Here is a 23,003-nt window from a genome sequence, read left to right as displayed (position 1 = left end):
AGGGCCGCCTCCGGGGGGGGGGGGGGGGGGGGGGGGGGGGGGGGGGGGGGCGGGGGGGCGGGCGCGCGGCCCCCCCCCCCCCGGCGCCCCCCCCCCCCCCCCCCCCCCCGGAGCAGGCCCCAGCGCGAGACCGTCCCGGATGCTATTCGTTGTCGCCGGCAGTTAGCTGCGTTGCGGAGAGTACGCCGTCGGCAGCGGTTGCGGCTGCGGCGTCGGGCCAGACCCAGTCGGTAAAGGCCGGGTGATCGAAGCCCTCGTCGCACGCGAACTCAAAGGCCTCGGTGCGGAAGGCCTCCCACTCATCAATCTGCTCGGCAAACTTATCGGCGTCAACCATGCGCAGCACGTCGGCGGCCAGGGCCCAGCGGTCCATGTTGTTCAGGCGCAGCATGTCAAACGGCGTGGTCGTGGAGCCCTTCTCCTCGTAGCCGTGAACGCGGAAGGCATCGTGACCGGGACGGTTCCAGATCAGACGGCGAATCGTGCCGGCATAGGCGTGGAATGCGAAGAGCACGGGCTTCTCGCCGCGGCCAAACAACTCAGCCCAGCGCTCATCGCTGATGGCTTGGTCGTTCTCGCAGACGTTCTGGATCTTGAGCAGATCGACTACGTTGACAAACCAGACCTTGATGCCCAGCCCGCGCAGCATATCGGTTGCGGCCAGTGCCTCGAGTGTCGGCACGTCACCGCAAGTAGCGACCACGACGTCGGCCTCGGCGAGCGAGTCGGCAGTCGATGCCCACTCCCAGGTCGCTACGCCCTCGGCGAGCTCAGACTTGGCCTCGTCGACCGTCTGGAAGGTGGGGGCGGGCTGCTTGCCACAGAAGATGGCATTGACGCAGTCGGTGGACTGGTAGACGCGCTCGGCCACAGCAAGGGCCATGTTGGCATCGGCCGGATAATAAGCATTCACGACATGCGTGTCGTTGGCCTTGTTGAGCAGCAGGTCGATAAAGCCGGGGTCCTGGTGCGAAAAGCCGTTGTGGTCCTGGCGCCAGACATGGCTCGACAGCAAAATATTGAGGCCGCTGATAGGAGCGCGCCACGGAATCTCGCGCTTGGTTGCTTCGAGCCATTTGCAGTGCTGGTTGACCATGGAATCGACCACGTGGACAAAGCTCTCGTAGGAGCTCCACACACCGGAGCGGCCGGTGAGCACGTAGGCCTCGAGGAAGCCCTCGCACTGGTGCTCGGACAGCTGCTCGACAACCTTACCGGAACCGGCCAGCAGCTCGTCGTTGGCGTCGTCCTCGTAGAAACCGGCATCCCACTGCTTCTTGGTCACCTTATAGGCAGCCTGCAGGCGGTTGGACGCGGTCTCGTCGGGACCGAAGATGCGGAAATCATCCATGTTCTTGGCCAGAACATCGGCAGTGTACTCACCAAAGACGCGGGCGGCCTCGGTGGAACCCCAGCCGTGGCCCTTACTTGCAACGGGGATCTCGTGAGCGTGAATATCGGGAAGCTCGAGCTCGCGGCGTACCTTGCCGCCGTTCGCGTTGGGATTGGCGCCGATACGCAGCTCGCCGGTCGGCATAAAGGCCGTCACCTCGGGGCGCACCTGGCCTTCGGGCGTAAAGAGCTCCTCGGGCTTGTAGGAGCGCAGCCACTCGCGCAGCACGCGGAAGTGCTCGTGGGTGTCCTTGGCACTCGCGAGCGGCACCTGATGGGCGCGCCAGGAGTCCTCGGTCTTCTTGCCATCAATCTGCTTGGGGCAGGTCCAACCCTTGGGCGTACGGAACACGATCATGGGATAGGCCGGACGGACCACGGTCTCGCCCGCAGTGGCCTGAGCCATAGCGGTGGCCTTGATGTCGCAGATCTCATCGAAGACCTGCTCGAACAGGGCGGCGAAACGCGCATGAATGCTCGCATGGCTCTCGTCGTCAAAGCCGGCGACAAAGAAATGCGGCTTATAGCCCATGCCCTCAAAGAACTTGGTGAGCTCCTCGTCGGACACGCGGGCAAGAATGGTGGGGTTGGCGATCTTGTAGCCGTTGAGGTGCAGGATCGGCAGGACGATACCATCGGTTGCCGGGTTCACGAGCTTATTAGACTGCCAAGAGGTCGCGAGCGGACCGGTCTCGGACTCGCCGTCGCCCACCACAGCCACGGCCAGCAGGCTCGGGTTATCCATGACGGCACCGTAGGCGTGGCTGAGCGTGTAGCCGAGCTCGCCGCCCTCGTGGATGGAGCCAGGCGTCTCGGGCGCAAAATGGCTCGGAATACCGCCGGGGTAGGAAAACTGGCGGAAGAACTTCTGCAGGCCGGCCTCGTCATTGGTAATGTCGGGGCGAATCTCGCGGTAGGTACCATCGAGCAACGACTGGGCGGTGCCAGCGGGGCCACCGTGACCCGGGCCCATCAAGAAGATCGCGTTCTGGTTGTGATCGGCGATGAGGCGGTTGACATGACCGAACAGGAAGTTGATGCCGGGCGTGGTGCCCCAGTGACCGACCAGGCGGTGCTTAACGTCCGGGCGACCAAAGTCGCGCACCTCACCGGTTTTCTCATCGACAAAGTCGGGACGCATGAGCGGGTTAGAGCGAAGGTAGATCTGACCGACGGACAGATAATTCGATGCACGCCAATACAGGTCGACGCCCTCGAGCTCGGAAGCCGGCACCTCGTGGCCCAGCTTTTGCCACGGCGTCCCCAGTGTTTTAGCCATTGTTTATGTCCCTCCGCTGTGCGGTCGCCCTCCAATACGGCAACCATTCGTTGGGACTAGTATATTTGCTAAAACGTTTTATCAGGGTGAAAAAACGTTTTATCACCCTTATCAATCACATCGATCAACAAAACGCAACATTCACCTGCGGCATTGTCTGCCACAGGTGCTCCACATTCGGTCTCTGCAAATTGATAAACGTGTTTAGTTATGTTTAGTAAGCTCGAGCACGCTGCCCTTAACGATAAGCGCCGGCTCCAGGACGACCTCTTCGGCACGCCTACCGCCCCTACCGGCAAGACGCTTGGACATGCAGCCAAAAGCATGTTCCGCGAGGACACCAGGATCCTGCTCAATGGCGGTCAGCGCCGGCTCAAAGAGAACGTCGGCCGCCGAGTTGTCATAGCTCACCACCGAAATATCGCCCGGGATGCTCTTCCCCATCTCGTGCAAACGTTTGAGCAAACCGAGGGCAATGTTGTCCGAGCTCGCGAATACGGCAGTGGCATCGGTTGCGAGCACCGCCTCCGAGGCCTCGTAGGCGCTCGGAATGTAGTACTCGCTCTCAAACTCCAAACGCGCGTCGATAGGCAGGCCAACCTCGCGCAGCGCGCGCTCATAGCCGGCAAGTCGCTTGCGACCCGTATTGGAACGACGCGCATTAACCAAGCAGGCAATGCGACGGTGGCCCTGCTCGATCAGATAGCGGGTAGCCATATAGCCACCCATCTCGTGGTCGAACATCACCTTGTCGCACTCGAGCCCCTCAATGGCGCGGTCGACCATCACGGCAGGGATGGGTAGATGGCTGACCTCTTCGCGCAGGGCACGGTCGTCCGAGAACTCGTCGCCTACCACCAGGAAGACACCATCGACGCCGCGCGTCACCAGCTGGCGCAGCAGTTCCAAGTCATCATCGGCGCTTCCGCCCGAGCTGGTAATAAAGAGCGCATAGCCGTCCTCGCGGCAGCGCTTTTCCAAGCTACCGGCAAGTGAGGCAAAAAATCGGCTCTCGATGTTGGGGACGATAAGGCCCAGGGTGCGTGACTCGCGCATGACCAGGCTGCGCGCAATCTGGTTGGGAACATAGTGGTTGCGCGCCGCGACCTCCTTGATGAGCTTGCGGTTTTCTTCCGAGATGCGACAAGGCCGATTGTTGAGAACAAGCGAGACCGACGAGGGGGAAAGCCCCACCTCCTGGGCGATCTGCTTGAGGGTGACTTTGTTGGCCATCTCGCTCCTTCCGGGTTTACGCGCAATCTCTTGAAAGTATAGCGACTGCCCCTCTACCTCGATGATAAACACTTTACCAATCCGGTAGACGGCTGTTTTATCGCCGCCAGCGCACCAAATACGTCCAGGTGGGGTATATTGCAATCGATTGATGACAACGACCACCAAAAGGCGGATATTCGGATGCACGAGAACGACTTTTTTAACGAGGACCTGTTGTGCGCGCTCGCTGGCGTTGCCGGCGAGGACAACGTGTTGATGAGCGAGCCCATGCGCGAGCACACCACGTTTAAGATTGGCGGCCCGGCCGACGTCTTTGTCACGCCCGACACCGAGCAGGGCCTCGTCGCCACGCTCGATACCTGCTATCGCTGCGATCTGCCACTCACCATCGTGGGCAACGGCTCCGACCTACTCGTCGGCGACAAGGGCATACGCGGCGTCGTCGTAGCGCTAGGCGAGGGCCTCTCCGCCATTACCGTCGACGGCACGCACGTTACGGCAGCAGCCGGTGCGCTGCTTTCGGATGTTGCGGCCGCGGCAGCCGAGGCCGGTCTCACCGGCATGGAGCCCATCTCGGGCATCCCCGGATCGGTCGGCGGCGCCTGCTACATGAACGCCGGCGCCTACGGTGCCTGCATGGCCGACGTGCTGGAGTCTGTACGCGTCTACAAGCCCGCCCGCATGCTCGACGACGGCACCCGCGGTAGCGGCAGCATCATCGAGTTCGATGTCGACGAGCTCAATCTGGGCTATCGCAAGAGCCGCATCGCCGACGACGGCTTCATCGTGCTTTCGGCCACCTTCAATCTCGCCCCGGGTAACGCCGCGATGATCAAGGCCGACATGGACGACTACCGCCAACGCCGCGAGGACAAGCAGCCGCTCGACATGCCGAGTGCCGGCTCCACTTTCAAGCGCCCCGAGGGCCACTTTGCCGGTAAACTCATCATGGATGCCGGCCTGCGCGGCCATGCCGTCGGCGGCGCCCAGGTGAGCGAAAAACACTGCGGCTTCATCGTCAACGCCGACCACGCCACCGCCGCCGACGTCGACGAACTCATCCGCCACATCCAAGCAACCGTCAAAGACCAATTCGGCGTAGACCTAGAACCCGAAGTCCACCGAGTAGGCGAATTTTTATAAAAAGAAGGCCCCAAAAGGGGCCTTCACTTTCTTTAATTCAGACAACCAGTCCGGTGTGTCGCGCCTTGAGCCCGGAAGGTCCGGGACTGTGGGCGAGGCATAAGGTTGATCGCGAGTTCCGCACGCAAAGAAGGCCACTTAATGTGGCCTTCGTCTTGCGCAGGACTGCCCGAGCAGGCAACCTTATGCCTCTCGGACTGTCCCGGACCAAGCCGCAGCTACGACAGCGCAATACCGCCAAGCCAGCCCCAGCGCACACCAGAGCCAGTGCCGTAAAAGCTAATGAACGAGTCAAGCGACCTCGACGTGATGGCGCCCTCGTTACTCATAACGATGCCGCCGCCAACATAGATGCCCACGTGTCCGTACAGCAGACCCGGCATACCGGTGCCACTGTGCGACGAGTCGGCCACGATCATGCCCACCTGCAGCGCCGAACGATCGGAGCTGTAGCACCAGGCGTTAAACATGTCGCACGCGTTGCCGCCAAAGTAGCCCACGCCGGCGTTGCGGAAGACGTTGGTGACCCAGGCGGCGCACCAGTTCAGGCCAGGCGAAGGCGTGGAGTAGCATGCGTTGACGACAGCCTGCTGCTTGCCCGATCCGGCATTCTGTTGCGGATTTCCGGGCGCATACGATCCGCCACCCGAGTTTGAACCACCCGAGTAGGAATTGTTCTTGTTTGCGGCAGCTGCAGCAGCGGCGGCCTTCTTGGCAGCCTCCTCAGCCTGGGCGGCAGCGAGAATCTCGGAATCGCGCTGAGCCATGAGCTCCTTGACGTCGTCGGAGAGGCCGTTCAGAACCGTCTGGACCTCTTGCTGCTTGGCCTGCATGTCCTGCATCTGGGCAGTCTGCTGGTCCTTGAGCTTCTCTAAGTCGGCTTTTTGCGACTCGAGCTCGGACTTCTGCGTATCGAGCTCTTTCTGGATGGTCTGGATATCCTCGATGGCGTCGCGGTCGCTCTTGTTGATCTTCTCAACATAGTGCGCATTGGCGACGAGCTCCTCAAACGAGCCCGAGGCGAGCAGCAGCGACAGGATGTTGGTGCCGCCCGACTTATAGTTGGCGGAAACGCGATCGGAAAGATCGCCGCGCTTCTTTTTGAGCTCGGCCTTCTTTTCGTCAATCTGCGCCTGCGTGCTGTCAATCTGGCCCTGTACGCTCTCGATATCGTTGAGGGTCTGGGCGTTCTTGTTGGCCAGCGCCGCGTATTCATTTGCGATGCTGTCGAGCTGGGCCTGGACCTCGTCAAGCTGAGCCTGGGCCGCATTGAGCTTGTCGGTGGTTTCCTTGGTGGCCTCCGCAGCATGGGCGCGAGCGGGCAGACCAAAAAGAACGGCTGCAGAAGCGGCGCCGAACAAGGCCTTGAGGGCAGTGCGACGCGAAAGCTCCTGGGAAAGGATGGGATCGCTGTTTGGTGACATATCTACTCCGTTACATGTTTATTTATATGTCGCTCAACTCATACATATTAGCGTACATCCGACGCGTCCCAACGATTTCCACGAACGGCAGCAAACCCCATGGTCGGCGGCTCGTATGCAAACGTCAAAGTCAAGGTTATGCCCACGCCAAACATTTCCATGAGTACGTTAGCATGTTCGTCTGCTTTTCCTGCCCTGCACGTTTTGGGTGCCCCTGCCTGCGCTATACTCCCTCAGGAAGTGTTCCTGATTCGATAGGAGACTACATGTCCAAAGCACTCGACCCCAAAGACACCTGCGTCCTCGTAACCGGTGGCGCCGGCTTTATCGGCTCGCACACCGTCGTTCAGCTGCTCGAGGGTGGCTACCAGGTCGTCATCGTCGACGACCTCTCCAACTCCAGCGCCGTCGCCGTCGACCGTGTCAAGACCATCGTGGGCGACAAGGCCGCCAAGAACCTCACTTTCTACGAGGCCAACGTGCTCGACCGCGATGCCATGAACAAGATCTTCGATACCCATCAGATCGACCGCGTCATCCACTTCGCCGGCTTTAAGGCCGTCGGCGAGTCGGTGAGCAAGCCCGTCGAGTACTACCACAACAACATCGAGAACACCCTGGTGCTCGTCGACGTTATGCGCAACCATGGCTGCAAGTCCATCATCTTCTCGAGCTCCTCGACCGTCTATGGCGATCCGGATAACCCGCCCGTCACCGAGGAAGACCCCAAGAAGCCTGCGACCAACCCCTATGGCTGGACCAAGTGGATGATTGAGCAGATCCTTATGGACGTTCACACCGCCGACCCCGAGTGGAACGTTGTGCTGCTCCGCTACTTCAACCCCATCGGCGCCCATCCGTCGGGCCTAATCGGCGAGGACCCCAAGGGCATCCCCAACAACCTGGTGCCTTATGTCGCGCAGGTTGCCGTGGGCAAGCTCGAGGCCGTTCAGGTCTTTGGCAACGACTACCCCACCCCCGACGGCACCGGTGTGCGCGACTACATCCACGTGTGTGACCTGGCATCGGGCCATGTGGCCGCTCTCAACTGGATGAACGGCAAGACCGGCGTCGAGATCTTTAACCTGGGCACCGGCACCGGCACCTCGGTGCTCGAGGTTGTCGCCGCCTTCTCCAAGGCCTGCGGCAAAGAGCTGCCCTACGTGATTCGCGAGCGCCGCGCCGGCGACATCGCCGCCAACTGGTGCGACGCTTCCAAGGCCGAGCGCATGATGGGCTGGAAGGCACAGTACGACATCGCGGACATGTGCCGCGACAGCTGGAACTGGCAGAGCCACAACCCCAACGGCTTCGCCGACGCCGAGTAGCAAAAACCTACATACCGTTCTTGCCCCGATCTCACGATGTGAGACCGGGGCTTTTTCATGGCATGTAACCATTCGCCGAAAATCGACCAACTTTTTTATCTTGCCTATACATGTTTAAACAACATGTATACAATAGGTGTATTGAATCAGAACATCGGAGGCGGACTGCACACCCATCGGCAGGCCGACCCCACAACAAGAAGGTTGGTGAGCGCATTCATGGAGCGTGCAAGCGGCGTCCTCATGCCCGTCTCATCTCTGCCCGGACCATACGGAATCGGCGGCTTTGGCTGGAATGCCTACGACTTCGTCGATTTTCTCGCCTCGTGCAAACAACATTACTGGCAAATCCTGCCCCTTACGACGACCAGCTATGGCGATTCGCCCTATCAGTCGTTCTCGGCCCGCGCAGGCAACCCCAACTTGATCGACTTTGCCGAGCTTATCGAAGCCGGCTATCTGGAGCAGCGTGACATCGACGGCGTCTTCCTTGGTTCCGACCCCAGCAACGTCGACTACGGTGCCATCTTTGTTGGCCGCCGTCAGATTCTCGATCGAGCCGCTGAGCGCTTTGCTGCCGACAAGCCGGCCGATTTCGACGACTTTATCCAGGCAAACGAGGACTGGCTCATTCCCTACTGCGAGTTTATGACCGTGAAGGAGGAGTGCGGACTCAAAGCCTTTTGGGAGTGGCCCGAGGAGCTCCGCCGCCGCGGCGAGGCATCCAGCAAGGTCTGCGCCACCCATCCCGAGCGTATGCTCTACCACCAGATGACGCAGTATTTCTTCGATCGCCAGTGGAGCCGCCTCAAGGCCTATGCCAACGAGCACGACATCCTGATCATCGGCGACCTGCCCATCTACGTCTCGCGCGACTCCGTCGAGATGTGGGCCACGCCCGAGCTCTTTAAGATCGACGCCGCCGGCAATCCCGTCAGCGTCGCGGGAACGCCGCCTGATCAGTTCTCGGCCACCGGCCAGTACTGGGGCAACCCCATCTATGACTGGGATGCCATGGAAGCAGACGGCTTCTCCTGGTGGGAAGACCGCGTCCGAGCCGCCCTCGACATGTACGACATCATCCGTCTGGACCACTTCCGCGGCTTTGAAGCCTTTTGGGAGGTGCCGTTCTCCTCTCCCGATTCGTCATATGGTTCATGGACGCAGGGACCCGGCCTCAAGCTCTTCAAGATGCTCGAGGAAAAGCTCGGCACGCTTCCCATCATTGCCGAAGACCTGGGCTTTCTTACCCCCGGCGTCATCGACATGCGCGACACCACGGGCTTCCCTGGCATGAAGATTCTGCAGTTCGCTTTTGAAGGCGGCAACTCCTACTATCTGCCCCACAACTACATTGCCAACACCGTCGCCTACGTCGGAACGCATGACAATGAAACGGCACGCGGCTGGTATGAGGGAACGGCCACCCCGCGTCAGCGCGAGCAGGCGGCCCTGTATACCCACCAGCAGGCAGGCGAGTCCATGGCCGACGCGCTCAACCGCACCATCGCCGCCAGCGTGAGCGATACCTGCATCTACACCATGCAGGACCTGCTCAATCTGGGCAACGAGGCGCGCATTAACACCCCCGCCACCCTGGGCGGTAACTGGACGTGGCGCATGCTTGATGGCGCCATCACCCGCGAACTCGAGCGCAAGCTCACCGACTGGACCGAGACCTACTTCCGCATCCCGTCGGAAGCCGAAATCGAGCTTCCCCAATAGGAGCCACCGCGCCCGACCCCACCCCACCGTGTGGACGCGACCGCTTTTCCCGCGCGAGGCCATCCCAATCCCTCGCGCGGGCTTCTTTTGAATTTCTGACATGTAGTCGACTCACCACAGGAGGAAACATGCCCCGTATAAGCCTCGCAGAACTCGCCGAGCAGTCCTTTGGCACCTCGCTCGAGCAGCTCGATGACCGTCGTATTTATAAGCTGCTGGTCAAGCTCGTGCAGGAGCGCTCTGCCGCCTGTCCGCTCAACAACGGCAAGAAAAAGCTCTACTACATCTCTGCCGAGTTTTTGATCGGCAAGCTGCTCATCAACAATATGATCGACCTCGGCATCTATGACGAGGTTAAGGACCAGCTCGTCGCCGCCGGCCACGACCTCAACAAGATCGAGGAGTTTGAGGTCGAGCCTTCGCTCGGCAACGGCGGCCTGGGCCGCCTGGCCGCATGCTTCCTGGATTCCATTGCCACGCTGGGCCTTACCGGCGACGGCGTGGGCCTCAACTACCATTACGGCCTGTTCCGCCAGCGCTTTGCCGACAACCAGCAGAAGGCCGTCCCTGACGAGTGGCTCGGCGAGCAGGACATCCTGATCGATGACAACCGCTCCTACACCGTCGAGTTCGGTGATTTTGCCGTCACCTCCAAGCTCGTCAACATCGATGTGCCCGGTTATGGCCAGCCCACCAAGAACCGCCTGCGCCTGTTTGACCTGGCAAGTGTCGACGAGGGCCTGGTCCCCGGCAGCTCCATCGACTTCGACAAGACCAAGATCGCCAAGAACCTCACCCTGTTCCTCTATCCGGATGATTCCGATGAGCAGGGCCGCCTGCTTCGCATCTACCAGGAGTACTTCATGGTGAGCAATGCCGCCCAGCTCCTGATCGACGAGGCCGTAGAACGCGGCAGCAACCTGCACGATCTGGCCGACTACGCCGTGGTCCAGATCAACGATACGCACCCCACCATGGTCATTCCCGAGCTCATCCGCCTACTCACCACCGAGCACGACATCGAGTTTGACGAAGCCGTTACCATCGTGCGATCCATGGTCGCCTACACCAACCACACGATCCTTGCCGAGGCGCTCGAGAAATGGCCGCTCACCAGCCTGCAGAAGGTCTCCCCTGCCATCGCCGACATCATCGTCAAGCTCGATGAGATTGCCAAGGCCGAGCATGGCGACCCACGCGTCGCCATCATCGACGAATACGACACCGTCCACATGGCCCACATGGACATCCACTTTGGCTTCTCCATCAACGGCGTCGCCGCCCTCCACACCAAGATCCTGGAGGACACCGAGCTTCGCCCGTTCTACGAGATCTATCCCGAAAAGTTCTCCAACAAGACCAACGGCATCACCTTCCGCCGCTGGATCCAGGGAACCAACCCCGCACTTGCCAGCCTGCTCGACGATGTAATCGGTACCGATTGGCGCAGCACCGGCGACCTGAGCAAGCTCGCCGAATTCGCCGACGACAAGGACGTTCTTGAGCGCCTGGCCGCCACCAAGGCCGAGGCCAAGGCCATCATGCGCCAGTTCATGGCGCTCGAGCAGGGCGTGACCATTCCCTCCAACGCGATCATCGATGTTCAGGTCAAGCGTATCCACGAGTACAAGCGCCAGCAGATGCTCGCGCTCTACATCATCTGGAAGTACCTCGACATCAAGAACGGCAATAGACCTAAGCACCCCGTCACCATCATCTTTGGCGGCAAGGCGGCACCTGCCTACACTATCGCCCAGGATATCATCCATCTGATCCTGACGTTGTCGCAGTGGATCGCAAACGATCCCGACGTGGCTCCCTACCTGCAAGTCGTCATGATCGAGAACTATAACGTCACCGCTGCCGAGCGCGTGATTCCCGCCGCCGACATCTCCGAGCAGATCAGCCTGGCCTCCAAGGAGGCGAGCGGCACCTCCAACATGAAGTTCATGCTCAACGGTGCTTTGACCCTGTGCACGCTCGACGGCGCCAATGTCGAGATCGCCGAGCTCGTGGGCGACGAGAACATCTACACCTTTGGCGCCTCGTCCAAACAGGTCGAGCAGCTCTACGCCGACGGCAGCTATAACGTCGGCGCGCTCTACCTCAAGCCCGGTATTAAGCTACTGGTGGACTTTATTACCAACCCCGCTTTTATGGCGACCGGCAACGCCGAGCGCCTGCAGCGTCTGCACGACGACATCAAGGGCAAGGACTGGTTTATGTCCCTGCTCGACATTGAGGAGTACATCCAGACTAAGGAGCGCGTGCTGGCAGACTACGAGGACCGGGACGCTTGGATGCGCAAGGCGCTGATCAACATCGCCAACGCCGGCACTTTCTCGTCCGACCGTACAATATCCCAGTACAACGACGAGATCTGGCACCTGAGCTAATTTCGCTTCCATTACCCATCCTTTTGAAAGCGGAGTCGCGGCAACGCGGCTCCGCTTTTTGTGCCCTCGTGTTACCCGCGACCTGCCTCGACCAAAAAAATCTCGGCCTGTAACAACTAGCCGGCATAATTGGGTCAACCTGTTACAGAATGAGACAAACAGAATTGTTCCGGGAAACCGTCTCAATCTGTAACATCTAGGCCCAATTTGGCCCTCCTCCTGTTACAGATCGAGACAAACGACCGGCCAGACAGCCCCAGCACAAAGAAAGGCTCCCTTTCGCTCAGCGGACGAGAGGGGAGCCTTATATGTGACTACGGCAAAAGGATGGCAAAACCGCAGTCGCCCAAAAGGAGGGCCTGATTGAATCGGGCCTAGATAAGGTTCTTGCCAGAGACCTTATCGAAAAGGTGGGTCGCATTCTTCTCGAACTTGAACCAGATGGGGTCGCCGGCCTTGAGCGAACCCCTGGCCTCGAGGTCGACGACAGGGATGATCAGGACAAACTGGCCGTCGGGAGACGTCACATGAACGTGCTCGGTCGAACCCATGAGCTCGGTGACCTCGATGGTGCCCTGAAGCGCACCCTCCTCGCCCTTGTCGGCAAGCAGAATCTGCTCGGGACGAACGCCGGCCGTGATCTCCTTCATGTCCTCGCCGTTCCAGTTAAGCGCAAGCTGAGCGCAGGTCTCGGGGGCCAGTGCGACATTCATGTCGTCGGTCTTGACGGTAAAGCCCTCGCCCGACCGCACCAGCTGGGCATCGAAGAAGTTCATCTGCGGCACGCCGATGAAGCCGGCGACAAAGATGTTCGCGGGATGGTTGAAGACCTCCTGCGGCGTGGCGATTTGCTGAACAACGCCGTCCTTCATGACCACGATGCGGTCGCCGAGGGTCATAGCCTCGGTCTGATCGTGGGTAACATAGATGAATGTGCCTTTGATCTCGTGGCGAAGTTTAATGAGCTCGGCACGCATCTGGTTACGAAGCTTGGCGTCCAGGTTGGACAGCGGCTCGTCCATCAGGAATACCTTGGGGTCACGCACGATGGCGCGGCCGATGGCAACGCGCTGACGCTGGCCGCCCGAAAGCGCCTTAGGCTTACGGTCGAGGTACTCGGTGATACCCAAAATCTCGGCAGCGGAGCGAACCTTGCGGTCAATCTCGTCTTTGGGGACCTTCTTGAGCTCAAGCGTAAACGCCATGTTCTCGTACACCGTCATGTTGGGGTACAGAGCGTAGCTCTGGAACACCATGGCAATGTCACGGTCCTTGGGTGCCACGTCGTTGACGCGCTTGCCGTCGATGAGCACGTCGCCCGAGGTAATGTCCTCCAGGCCGGCAACCATGCGCATCGTCGTGGACTTACCGCAGCCAGAGGGACCAACGAGGACGATAAACTCCTGGTCGTGAACAGTGAGGTTGAAGTCCTCTACAGCGAGCACGCCATCCTCGGTAACCTTGAGGTTGTGCTTCTTCTCCTCGGTCTTCTTCTTTTTGCCAAAGAAGCCCTTCTTTTTGGACTCGTTGTTGGGATACACCTTCTGAACATGTTTGAGAACGATCTCGGCCATGTCTCTACCTTTCGATACGCGGCGCCACGCTGAGGGGCGCCGCAGAAACTTGCAAAACAGTTACGGCATCAGCCCTTGACGGCACCTGCCACCACGCCGTCGATGATGTACTTCTGGCAGAGGATGTACATGAGGACGATGGGGACAACGACCATCATGATGCAGGCCATCATGGGGCCGAGCTCGACGTGACCGTAGCCGCCGCGGAAGTACTGGATCAAGATAGGAATGGTCTTGTACTTGGTGGAGTCGAGGGTGAGGTAGGGCAGCAGATAGTCGTTCCAGACCCACATGGTCTCGAGAATGCCGACCGAAAGATAGGTGGGCTTCATGATGGGAAGGACGATCTTAAAGAACACCTGGACCGGGTTGCAGCCGTCGATCATGGCCGCCTCCTCGATCTCGAGCGGGATGTTCTTTACAAAGCCGGCGAACATAAAGACCGCCAGGCCCGCGCCAAAGCCAAGGTAAATAAAGCAGATGTTGAACGGCGTGTTGAAGCCGATGCGGTCCGCCAAATTGGACAGCGTGAACATGAGCATCTGGAACGGTACGACCATCGAGAACACGAACAGGTAATAGAAGAAGTTCGAGATCTTGCTGTTGACGCGCACCACATACCAAGCGCACATGGAGCAGCACACCAAGATCAGCACGACCGACGTGACCGTGATGATGAGCGAGTACATAAACGCCGAGGCAAAGCCCTGCTCGTTAAGGGCGTGCACGTAGTTTGCAAGGCCGTTGAACGTCTCGGGCGTGAGCAGATCGAATGCCGTGGTGGTGCTGATTGCGGTCCCTTTCTTAAAGGAATTGAGCGCAATCATGAACACGGGGTAAATCCATGCGAGTGACAGAATCGTAAAGAAAATCGAGAGCGCACGGTTGATAGCCTTATCGCGTTTCATTACTGCTGCACCTCCTTGGACCTCGTGGCCTTAAGCTGGATCATGGAGATTGCTACGACCAGGATGCAGAAGATAACCGCCTTGGCCTGACCGATGCCCTGCCATGCGATGCCAGCACGCGAATAGAACGTGTTGTAGATGTTCAGGGCGAGCATCTCGGTGGAGTGCGCCGGGGCGCCACCGGTAAGGGCGAGGTTCTGGTCGAACAGTTTAAAGCCGTTGGTGATGGACAGGAACAGGCAGATGGTGATCGTCGGCATCAGGTTGGGGATCTTAACCTTCCAAAACGTCTGCCATGCCGTAGCGCCGTCGACCTTGGCGGCCTCGATGTAGTCGGACGGAATGGACTGCAGGCCGGCGATGTAGATGATCATCATGTAGCCGACCTGCTGCCACAGGGTCAGGATAATAAGGCCCCAGAAGCCAGCAGCAGAGTTAAGGGCGATAAGGTCGGCACCGATGTTGGAGAGCAGGCAGTTGATCAGAATCTGCCAAATGTAGCCCAGCACGATGCCGCCGATCAGGTTAGGCATGAAGAAGATCGTACGGAAGATGTTGGTGCCCTTGAGCGCCTTGCGGGTGAGCGCCTGCGCGATGGCGAGGGCGATCACGTTGATGAGCACCGTCGACAGGAAAGCAAACGCCACCGTAAAGAAGAACGACGTGGCAAACTGCGGATCGGACAGTGCACGCACGTAGTTCTCGATACCGACGAAGTGCGTGTTGTTAATGGTAATAAACTGGCAGAACGAGAGATAGAAACCCTGGATAAAGGGGATCACGAACCCGATCATAAACGCCAGGCACGTGGGCAGCATAAAGAGCGGCCACCAGCGCTTGAGTGCTTTGCCCATAGAAGGGTCCTTTCAATATGCAGGGGGCGGGCAAACCGACGTCTGCCCGCCCCCTGTCGCTAATCAGATAGCTTGGGCAGCAACTGCTTACTCGGAAGCAGCCTTCTCGGTCTTCCAGCCATCGACGAAGGCGTTCTTGACGCCGTCCCACTTGGTGTTATCGGCAGCATAGGCAATCAGAGCCTGCTTGAGGTTCTTCTTCCACTCCTCAGAGGGGATGTAAACGAAATCCCAAGCGACGGTCTTCTTGCCGTCCTTAGCCATGGCAACAGCCTGCTGCGAGAAGACGTTGGTGGTGTCCTTGGCGCTCTTGAACGGGGCAGTCAGACCCATCTTGTCAGCGATGATGCTGGTGGCAGTGTCAGAAGTGACGCACCAATACATGAAGTCCTCGGTAGCCTTCTGGGCATCCTCGGAAGCCTGGGAGCTCACGCACCAGTAGTTCTCGCCGCCGGAGCACAGGCCCTGGTTCTCCTCGCCGTCGACACCGATGTAGATGGGCATCATGCCAATCTGATCGTCGGTCATACCGGCCTTGATGAGGTCGGCGTAGGCCCAAGAGCCGTTCTGATAGAAGACGGCCTTGCCGGTTGCGAACTCGTTGGAGGCGTCGTCGCCGGTCTTGGAGGCAAGCTGCGAAGGATCGCAGGTGGAGTCGGTGATGTACAGGTCGAAGATCTGCTTAAAGTTGTCGAGATACTCGCCCTTAATCTCGTCATCCTCCTGGTTGTGCTCCTTCTCGAACTCGTAGTAAAGCGGGAGGTTGGCGAGGTGGGTGGTGTAGCGCCAGCTGGAGGAGTCATCCATGCCGGCGGAAGTGAAGGCACCGTCAACGCCAAGCTCGTCCTTGCGGGCCTGAATGTCATCGGCGCAAGCCTTCAGCTTGTCGAAGGAGTTGATGTCCTCGGCCTTGTAGCCAGCCTTCTCGAGGAGCTCCTTGTTGTAAATGATGCCGTAGCTCTCCTGGACCCAGTCGATACCTAGATCCTTGCCGTCGGACTGCAGAGCCAGGGAGTCGTCGACGAGCTCACCGCGGACCTTGGTATCGGACAGGTCGGCGCAGTAGTCCTTCCAGTTCTTAAGACCGGTGGGGCCGTTGACCTGGAACAGGGTCGGAGCGGAGCTCTTGGACATCTCGGACTTGAGCTTCTCCTCGTAGGTGTTAGAGGCGGCGGTCACGATCTTGACCTCGACGCCCTTCTCCTCCTTGTATGCCTTGGCGATCTCCTTCCACTCCTTGTCGACCTCGGGCTTGAATTGGAGGAAGTAGACCTCGGCAGCGTCACCAGAAGCAGAGGAGCCGGAGCCGGCGGAGCCACCGCAGCCCACGAGACCCAGGCCAAAGACCGTGGCCGCGGAGCCAGCGAAGCCCAGGAACTGCCTTCTGCTCATTTCGTTCTTCATTACAATCCACCCTTTCACACCGTGGCGGCACCCTTTGCCGTCGCCTTCGGAGATTGGTTCGGGGACTTTGCCCCTTTTTCTGATTTGTACAATACGCTATTTGGCCAGTTGTTTGAACAAGTATTACTAGAGCGGTAGAAAAACTTCGGTGAACGGTTCTTGATACATTCGTACTTGACAAATATTGTCTAAACAATTAAAGCGCTCCGTACGGCCGATATCCCATCGACCGCGCGGGGCACTTCATATCGAAACGCAAGCTTATGCGTCTGTTACCTATCGCTTGGAATTGACGCGGTAATGGAAGATCTCGGGGTGTGTGCGAGCATGCGTCACCTCAAACAAGATGCCATCCGATGTGTACGACTGACTCTCCATGACGGCAACGCAGTTGTATTTGCCGAGGTCAAGATAGCTGCAGTCTTCATCGTTGGCGAGCTCGACACTCACCGTACGGCGACTCGCCATCACTTTGATGCCGCGCTTGTGCTCCAGATAGTCGTAGATAGATTCTGCCGCGATCTCGGGGGTCAGACCCTTGGCGATCGACTCCAAAAAGTAGCCATGGTCCACTTGGCGCGCGCTGCCGTTGAGGCTTCGGACACGCACTACGCGAATCAGCTCCTCGCCCACCTTAAAGCCCAGGCGACGAGAGAGCTGCTCGGTGCAGACCAGATGTTCAAAGGACTTAACGTCCGTCGATGCAACGGCATTGTTGCGCTTTGCAAATTCGCCAAACGACTCGACTTCCTCGAGCGCGCCCAGCATGTCGGTTTCGCCCTTGAGCCAAATAACGCGTACGCCCTTGCCGTGTATGGGCTGAACAAACATCTCGTCGGCCAGCATGCTCAAGGCGCGGCGGACGGTATTGCGCGTGCAGTCGAACTCTGCGGTCAGCTCGGCTTCGGTTGGCAGCATCTCCTGAAACGCATAGGTCCCGTTAATGATGCGCGAACGGATCTCGCGGTAGATTCCTTCGTAAATCGCTTTTGGCATGGCTTCACCTCTAATGAATATGTATGGCTAGGCACGATAGCATTTCTTGGGGTTGTTTAAACCGTCTATCGGCAAAGCACGGATTATTTACCGTCGACGGTTCCCCCGGCACCCAAATCGGACCGAATCAAAACCGTCAATGCGGCAAGCAGCCAGTCCTCTACAATGGGTTCATTGTTTAAACGTTCTTGCTCGCACAGCATGTTGCATCCGGAAGGCATATTATGCTGCAGAAAATCCAACGCTTTGGCGGGGCAATGTTCGCGCCCGCCATGCTGTTTTCCATATCGGGCCTTATGGTCGGCGTCTCCGCCCTCGCAACGTCTGCGGACATCGTCGGCGACCTCGCCGTATACGGAACCCCTTGGTATATTTTTTGGGCTATCATCCAGCGCGGCTCGTGGACGGTCTTTAAACGCCTCCCACTGCTTTTTGCCGTAGCGCTGCCCATCGGCCTTGCCCAAAAGCAACCGGCGCGCTGCTGCCTCGAGGCACTCGTGGCCTATTTTGCCTATTGCTTCTTTTTGAGCGAGATCATTAAGCTGAGCGGCGACAACCTTGGACTTAAGTACCCGTCGTCTTTGACCTCCGCCAGCGGCATCACCGTCATCGACGGCATCAAGACGCTCGACACCGGCATTATCGGCCCGCTGGCGGTATCGGCCACCGTCGTCGCCATCCATGACCGCTTCTACGATGCCAAGGTTCCCGATTGGCTCGGTACTTTCTCGGGCTCCTCGTTGGTCTACCTCATTAGCTTTTTTGCCGTATTCGCCCTTGCCGCTATCTCGGCCGCCATCGTGCCCATCGTATACGCAATGACCGAAACACTGCGCCATGCACTTACGGGCGTCGGTCCCTTCGGCGTGGGCGCCTTCGTGTTTTTAGAGCGAGCACTCGAGCCCGTAGGGCTGCATCACCTGCTCTACATGCCAATCTACTACGACAATCTGGTTATTACCGATGGCATCTACGCCACGTGGACCAACTTGCTTCCCATCCTCTCGCACAGCACGCGCCCCCTCAACGAGCTAGCGCCCTGGGCTGGTTTCACCGCCACCGGTTGGGTCAAGCTCTTTGGTCTTCCCGCCATCGCCGGAGCGTTCTACACCACGGCCAAGCCCGAACGCCGTGCCAGCCTCAAGACCATCCTTCTGCCCGCCATCGTCGCCTCGATGGTCTGCGGCGTCACCGAGCCGCTCGAGTTTCTCTTTATGTTCACCTATCCCGGACTCTTTTTGCTCTACGCCGTCCTGTCCTCCTGCCTTGCCATGGCCATGAACTTCTTTGGCGTCGTCGGCATCTTCTCGGGTGGCCTTATGGAGATGGCTGCCTTCAACTTTATCCCGCTCATGCGGACGCATGCCGGCTCCTACCTTTTGGCACTCGGAATCGGACTCGTCTTTAGCGTCATCTTCTTTCTGAGCTTTCGAGGTCTTATCCTGGCCTTTGACCTTAAAACCCCGGGACGCGAGGACTACATTGCCGGCAACACGGCGCTCTCCCGCTTGACGGGAAACGACGTTGACGAAAAGCGCTTATCCGAAGCCGGCGCTTCCGACTGCCAGGCATCACAAGATCGTCTGCTCGCCGAGCAGGTTGTGGCGCTTCTGGGCGGCGTCTCCAACATTGTGGGCGCAACCAACTGCGCCACGCGGCTGCGCGTCGAAGTCGCGGACCCTTCTATCGTCGCGGACAACGCAACCTTTGTCGCAGCGGGCGCCAAAGGCCTCATCGTCACCGGCAAGACCGCCCAGGTAATCATCGGCGTCTCGGTCCCCCGCGTCAAAGAGCACTTTGATCAGATTATGGGACTCGAACCGGGTTTTGCATTTGCCACCCCGCTTTCTCATGCCGCCGATGACGCCAAAAAGCATGGCAATATCTGCTTCTTCGACATCGACGGTACGCTTGCCTGGCAAGATCCCAAACTTGCCCAAGAGCTCCCCGAGGGCGAGCGAGACCTTTCCCCCTATCCCAACGAAACGGTTGCACAGGCAATTCGCACGTTTGTCGCCAACGGCAACAAAGCCTTTATCTGCACGGGGCGCACCCTCAGCTGCATCCATCCCAAGCTGCTCGAGCTGCCGTGGGCGGGCATCGTATGTCTCGCGGGCGGCTACGCCGAACTCGAGGGGCGCATCGTACGAAATGCGGCCATAAACCCCGGTCTGCTACAGCGCCTCGCCCCCTATCTCGAACAATCGGGTGAGGTCATTCGCTTTGAGGGCATCGATCGCGTCGTGCGCATGAGCGCAGATGCCCCCGAGACGTACGGATACGCGCGCACCGTGGGCGACGCCGTCACGCAACTCAAGCACTACAACGCTTATAAAATTCTTATGTCCACACCGCTCGCCAACCGCATCGCCCAAGATGAAGAGCTCGGGCCTCTGCTCTGCCTCAACGAGCTCGAACTCGAGGTCACGGAAATCTCGCCTCGCGAGTGCACCAAACGGGCCGGAATCAAGGCCGTGCTTGACGCCCTGGGGCCAGATCACGGCACTGTGTACGGCATCGGCGACGCAAGCAACGACATCGCCCTCATGGAGGCGGTCGATGTTGGCGTCGCCATGGGCAACGCGCCGGACTTCCTCAAGGAAAAGGCCGACTACGTCACCGACAGCTTCGACCACGACGGCGTCGTCACCGCGCTCGAGCACTTTGGACTTATCTAGCCGCGCCTCTTGCCGCATTTGCGACAACATGGCTCAATCGTCTTCAACCGCCGCGCTCGATGCCCTAATGTGGCAATATGTTGTCTGCATAACGCAACGATGCAACCTAAGAAAGAATGCGAGAACCCGTGTCCAGTCCGTTTACCAGCTTTTTAGCCCAGCATTTTGACCAGATTAACGACTATCTGGCCACGTTCTTTGACGGACAGGCGACCTCTGCCGATATCGAGCGCTACCTGTATGGCCCGCTCTCGGCATTTACGGCCAATGCCGGCAAGCGCCACCGCCCGCTCATCTGCATGCTCGCCGCCACCGCGGTAGGCGGCAGCTTTGAGAGCGCCCGAAGCGCGGCGGCGGCCATCGAGCACTTTCAGTCGGGAGCGCTTATCCATGACGACATCGCCGACAACGGCCAGCTGCGCCGCGGCAAGCCCTGTATGCACCTTACCGAGGGTACGGGACTTGCCATCAACTGCGGCGACCTAGCGCTCACCATGGTTACCAAGACGGTTCTCGACGACCCCACGCTCGAGGCAGACGTGAAGCTCCGCGTGCTCCACGAGCTCACCGAGATGATCGTTCGCACCATCGAGGGTCAGGCGCTCGACCTGGGCTGGGTCCGCGATGGGCGCTTTGACATCTCGGTCGACGATTATCTGGACATGGCGACGCACAAGACCGCGTACTACAGCGGAGCCACGCCACTTGCCGCCGGAGCCATTATCGGTGGCGGCAGCGAAGACCAGATTGAGGCGCTGCGTGCCTTTGGCCTGCACACGGGCCTTGCCTTTCAGATCCAAGATGATCTGCTCAACCTTATTGGCACCAAGGAGGCCGCCAACAAGGACTTCCGCACCGATATCACAGAGGGCAAGCGCACGCTCGTCGCCGTGCATGCCCTGTCAGACGAGCGTTATCACGACGAAGTCGAGGCAATCCTTTCCTCGGGCACCGAGGACCCCGTGCAACTTGCACGCGCCGTGGAGATCTTCCAGCAGACCGGCTCTGTCGATTTCGCCCACACTTATGCACTCAACCTGACTGCCAAGGCCAAGGCCGCTATCGAAGGTGTCGAGCTCGACCCGCATGCACGCGAGCTGTTCGACTCCATGGCAGATTTCTTTGTGGAGCGCCTTAACTAGCGGGGGTTATAAAACCTGTCAGCAGCGCATTTGGGTACAACTTGCTACACTGTTGAGTGCATGTTTATGCAACCCTTTGCGTTGTCTATCCGACACACGCTCAAATAGTACGAATGGTACGCCGAAAGGGGTTCGTTCATGGAACCTATCACAACGGGCATGCAGGGAGCAGCCGTCGAGGACGTCCAGTCCCGCCTTCTGCAGCTCGGCTATACAATCGATGACGCCGAGGTCGCCGACAAGCGCTTTGGCACCACCACCGAGCAGGCTGTTGGCACCTTTAGGCTCGACAGCGGCCTTGCCGCTGGCTACGCCGTCGATATCCCCTGTTGGAGCGCCCTGGTAGACGCCTCGTATAAGCTGGGCGACCGCACGCTTTATCTGCGCATGCCCAATTTCCATGGTGCCGACGTTCGGGCCCTGCAGAGGGCACTCAACGTTTTGGGTTTTGCCTGCGGTGAGGACGACGGCTACTTTGGCCCGCACACCGAGGCGGCCTTGCAGCAGTTCCAAGAAAATGTCGGCCTGTTTGCCGACGGCATGGCATTCCAGGATACCTACGCCTATATCAACCGTCTGCATCACGTGTGGGAGGGCAAACCCTCGGTTACCGAGGCCGAGTCGCGCATCGGCTTTGCCCGCGCCGCCAACGTGCTCGAGCGCTTCCAGATTGCCGTTATCGGTGAGGACCCCATCGCACGCAGCGTTGCATCGCGCATGTGGAACATCGCCACGGCGACGACCGACAACAGCGGCATGATGCTTTGCGATTCCGAGGTTCCGACCGACGTGGACCTGGTACTCGAAATCGCAAGCGATGAGCTGCCCGCAGATGCAGCGCCGCGCGCCACGATTGCCCTTGCCGAATGTCACAACCTGGCGCAGCGCATCCGCACTGCCAATATCGCCGCGCAACAAAAGCCTGCACGTATCCGCATTGAGCTCACGGGCATGACGCGCTACAACGGAACCTTCACCGCAAGCGATGCACAGACACTCGCCGTACGCCTGCTCGATGGCGTTTGCGATGCCCTCGCAGATTAGGTAAACTAGACGAGCTGCTTTTGGGCAGCACCACACATTGGGACGTAGTTCAACGGTAGAACTCCGGTTTTTGGTGCCGGCTGTTGGGGGTTCGAATCCCTCCGTCCCAGCCAAGGTAACTGAGCGCCCCGGGCTTTCATCAGCCCGGGGCGCTTTCTTGTGGGCATGCGGAGGGATTCGAACCCGCAAGGGTGCGGAGCTGAGGAAACGCGAAGCGTTTTCCAGCGCAGCACGCAAGGAGCGGAGCGACGCAGCGGGGCGCGGCCGCCGGAAGGCGGACGCGGAATCCCTCCGTCCCAGCCAAGGTAACTGAGCGCCCCGGGCTTTCATCAGCCCGGGGCGCTTTCTTGTGGGCATGCGGAGGGATTTGAACCCGCAAGGGTGCGGAGCTGAGGAAACGCGAAGCGTTTTCCAGCGCAGCACGCAAGGAGCGGAGCGACGCAGCGGGGCGCGGCCGCCGGAAGGCGGACGCGGAATCCC

15 protein-coding genes and 1 tRNA gene are annotated in these 23,003 nt (G+C 59.4%); 8 read left to right on the top strand and 8 right to left on the bottom strand.

What is annotated here, in order from left to right:
* Positions 1-142: 142 nt before the first annotated feature.
* Positions 143-2,671, bottom strand: a complete 2,529-nt coding sequence (locus tag ACTNBY_RS00080) for a phosphoketolase family protein (RefSeq protein WP_427795336.1) — start codon at positions 2,669-2,671, stop codon at positions 143-145.
* 204 nt (positions 2,672-2,875) lie between these two features.
* A complete protein-coding gene (locus ACTNBY_RS00075) occupies positions 2,876-3,904 on the bottom strand; it encodes a LacI family DNA-binding transcriptional regulator (RefSeq protein ID WP_118388843.1) in 1,029 nt (342 codons plus the stop codon).
* Between the two features lie 183 nt (positions 3,905-4,087).
* Here ACTNBY_RS00075 and murB point away from each other — a divergent pair, with 183 nt between their 5' ends.
* Entirely contained in the window at positions 4,088-5,050 is a 963-nt protein-coding gene (gene murB / locus ACTNBY_RS00070) for a UDP-N-acetylmuramate dehydrogenase (protein WP_154515130.1), read from the top strand.
* 218 nt (positions 5,051-5,268) lie between these two features.
* Here murB and ACTNBY_RS00065 read toward each other — a convergent pair whose 3' ends face one another.
* Positions 5,269-6,474: a PcsB-like coiled-coil domain-containing protein gene (locus tag ACTNBY_RS00065; RefSeq protein ID WP_441062939.1), complete on the bottom strand. Its 1,206-nt coding sequence runs from the start codon at positions 6,472-6,474 to the stop codon at positions 5,269-5,271.
* Positions 6,475-6,740: 266 nt separating this feature from the next.
* On the opposite strand from ACTNBY_RS00065, the gene galE reads away from it, so the two are divergent.
* The 3 genes from galE to glgP all read left to right on the top strand — a co-directional run bounded on the left by galE (position 6,741) and on the right by glgP (position 11,923).
* Positions 6,741-7,802 carry a UDP-glucose 4-epimerase GalE gene (galE, locus tag ACTNBY_RS00060; RefSeq protein ID WP_154515134.1) on the top strand — a complete coding sequence of 354 codons (1,062 nt, stop codon included), beginning with the start codon at positions 6,741-6,743 and terminating at the stop codon, positions 7,800-7,802.
* Positions 7,803-8,009: 207 nt separating this feature from the next.
* Positions 8,010-9,527, top strand: a complete 1,518-nt coding sequence (gene malQ / locus ACTNBY_RS00055; protein WP_441062938.1) for a 4-alpha-glucanotransferase — start codon at positions 8,010-8,012, stop codon at positions 9,525-9,527.
* A 128-nt stretch (positions 9,528-9,655) separates the two neighbouring features.
* Positions 9,656-11,923, top strand: coding sequence for a glycogen/starch/alpha-glucan family phosphorylase (gene glgP, locus ACTNBY_RS00050; RefSeq protein ID WP_441062937.1), 2,268 nt, complete (start codon positions 9,656-9,658; stop codon positions 11,921-11,923).
* Between the two features lie 374 nt (positions 11,924-12,297).
* On the opposite strand, the gene ACTNBY_RS00045 is transcribed toward glgP, so the two are convergent.
* From ACTNBY_RS00045 to ACTNBY_RS00025, 5 genes are all read right to left on the bottom strand, one after another.
* Positions 12,298-13,497, bottom strand: coding sequence for an ABC transporter ATP-binding protein (locus tag ACTNBY_RS00045; RefSeq protein WP_441062936.1), 1,200 nt, complete (start codon positions 13,495-13,497; stop codon positions 12,298-12,300).
* A gap of 68 nt (positions 13,498-13,565) precedes the next feature.
* Positions 13,566-14,405: a carbohydrate ABC transporter permease gene (locus tag ACTNBY_RS00040; RefSeq protein WP_154515140.1), complete on the bottom strand. Its 840-nt coding sequence runs from the start codon at positions 14,403-14,405 to the stop codon at positions 13,566-13,568.
* Positions 14,405-15,259 (bottom strand): carbohydrate ABC transporter permease, encoded by an 855-nt coding sequence (locus ACTNBY_RS00035; RefSeq protein WP_152073297.1) that lies wholly within the window; start codon positions 15,257-15,259, stop codon positions 14,405-14,407. Before ACTNBY_RS00035 ends, ACTNBY_RS00040 begins: the two co-directional genes overlap by 1 nt.
* 87 nt (positions 15,260-15,346) lie before the next feature.
* Positions 15,347-16,663, bottom strand: a complete 1,317-nt coding sequence (locus tag ACTNBY_RS00030; protein WP_441062935.1) for an ABC transporter substrate-binding protein — start codon at positions 16,661-16,663, stop codon at positions 15,347-15,349.
* Between the two features lie 276 nt (positions 16,664-16,939).
* A complete protein-coding gene (locus tag ACTNBY_RS00025; protein WP_441042438.1) occupies positions 16,940-17,659 on the bottom strand; it encodes a GntR family transcriptional regulator in 720 nt (239 codons plus the stop codon).
* Between the two features lie 224 nt (positions 17,660-17,883).
* On the opposite strand from ACTNBY_RS00025, the gene ACTNBY_RS00020 reads away from it, so the two are divergent.
* The 4 genes from ACTNBY_RS00020 (at position 17,884) to ACTNBY_RS00005 (ending at position 22,636) form a co-directional block, all read left to right on the top strand.
* A complete protein-coding gene (locus ACTNBY_RS00020) occupies positions 17,884-20,337 on the top strand; it encodes a PTS transporter subunit EIIC (RefSeq protein ID WP_441062934.1) in 2,454 nt (817 codons plus the stop codon).
* 128 nt (positions 20,338-20,465) lie between these two features.
* The gene (locus tag ACTNBY_RS00015; RefSeq protein ID WP_441049363.1) at positions 20,466-21,479 is read left to right on the top strand and encodes a polyprenyl synthetase family protein; all 1,014 of its coding nucleotides are present in this window, start codon (positions 20,466-20,468) and stop codon (positions 21,477-21,479) included.
* 138 nt (positions 21,480-21,617) lie between these two features.
* Positions 21,618-22,523 (top strand): peptidoglycan-binding domain-containing protein, encoded by a 906-nt coding sequence (locus ACTNBY_RS00010; RefSeq protein ID WP_195838517.1) that lies wholly within the window; start codon positions 21,618-21,620, stop codon positions 22,521-22,523.
* Between the two features lie 38 nt (positions 22,524-22,561).
* Positions 22,562-22,636: transfer RNA gene (locus ACTNBY_RS00005), tRNA-Gln, on the top strand.
* Positions 22,637-23,003 lie beyond the last annotated feature (367 nt).

It is taken from the genome of Collinsella sp. HCP28S3_E12 (assembly GCF_052065595.1).
In the GTDB taxonomy this organism is placed as follows: Bacteria; Actinomycetota; Coriobacteriia; order Coriobacteriales; family Coriobacteriaceae; genus Collinsella.
The sequence above is the reverse complement of the archived record's forward strand: the minus strand, read 5'-3'. Positions and strand labels throughout refer to the sequence as shown.

Coding starts and splice junctions, on each gene's coding strand:
- ACTNBY_RS00080 (WP_427795336.1), bottom strand. CDS start 2,671: ATGGCTAAAACACTGGGGACGCCGTGGCAAAAGCTGGGCCACGAGGTG.
- ACTNBY_RS00075 (WP_118388843.1), bottom strand. CDS start 3,904: ATGGCCAACAAAGTCACCCTCAAGCAGATCGCCCAGGAGGTGGGGCTT.
- murB (WP_154515130.1), top strand. CDS start 4,088: ATGCACGAGAACGACTTTTTTAACGAGGACCTGTTGTGCGCGCTCGCT.
- ACTNBY_RS00065 (WP_441062939.1), bottom strand. CDS start 6,474: ATGTCACCAAACAGCGATCCCATCCTTTCCCAGGAGCTTTCGCGTCGC.
- galE (WP_154515134.1), top strand. CDS start 6,741: ATGTCCAAAGCACTCGACCCCAAAGACACCTGCGTCCTCGTAACCGGT.
- glgP (WP_441062937.1), top strand. CDS start 9,656: ATGCCCCGTATAAGCCTCGCAGAACTCGCCGAGCAGTCCTTTGGCACC.
- ACTNBY_RS00045 (WP_441062936.1), bottom strand. CDS start 13,497: ATGGCCGAGATCGTTCTCAAACATGTTCAGAAGGTGTATCCCAACAAC.
- ACTNBY_RS00040 (WP_154515140.1), bottom strand. CDS start 14,405: ATGAAACGCGATAAGGCTATCAACCGTGCGCTCTCGATTTTCTTTACG.
- ACTNBY_RS00035 (WP_152073297.1), bottom strand. CDS start 15,259: ATGGGCAAAGCACTCAAGCGCTGGTGGCCGCTCTTTATGCTGCCCACG.
- ACTNBY_RS00030 (WP_441062935.1), bottom strand. CDS start 16,663: ATGAAGAACGAAATGAGCAGAAGGCAGTTCCTGGGCTTCGCTGGCTCC.
- ACTNBY_RS00025 (WP_441042438.1), bottom strand. CDS start 17,659: ATGCCAAAAGCGATTTACGAAGGAATCTACCGCGAGATCCGTTCGCGC.
- ACTNBY_RS00020 (WP_441062934.1), top strand. CDS start 17,884: ATGCTGCAGAAAATCCAACGCTTTGGCGGGGCAATGTTCGCGCCCGCC.
- ACTNBY_RS00010 (WP_195838517.1), top strand. CDS start 21,618: ATGGAACCTATCACAACGGGCATGCAGGGAGCAGCCGTCGAGGACGTC.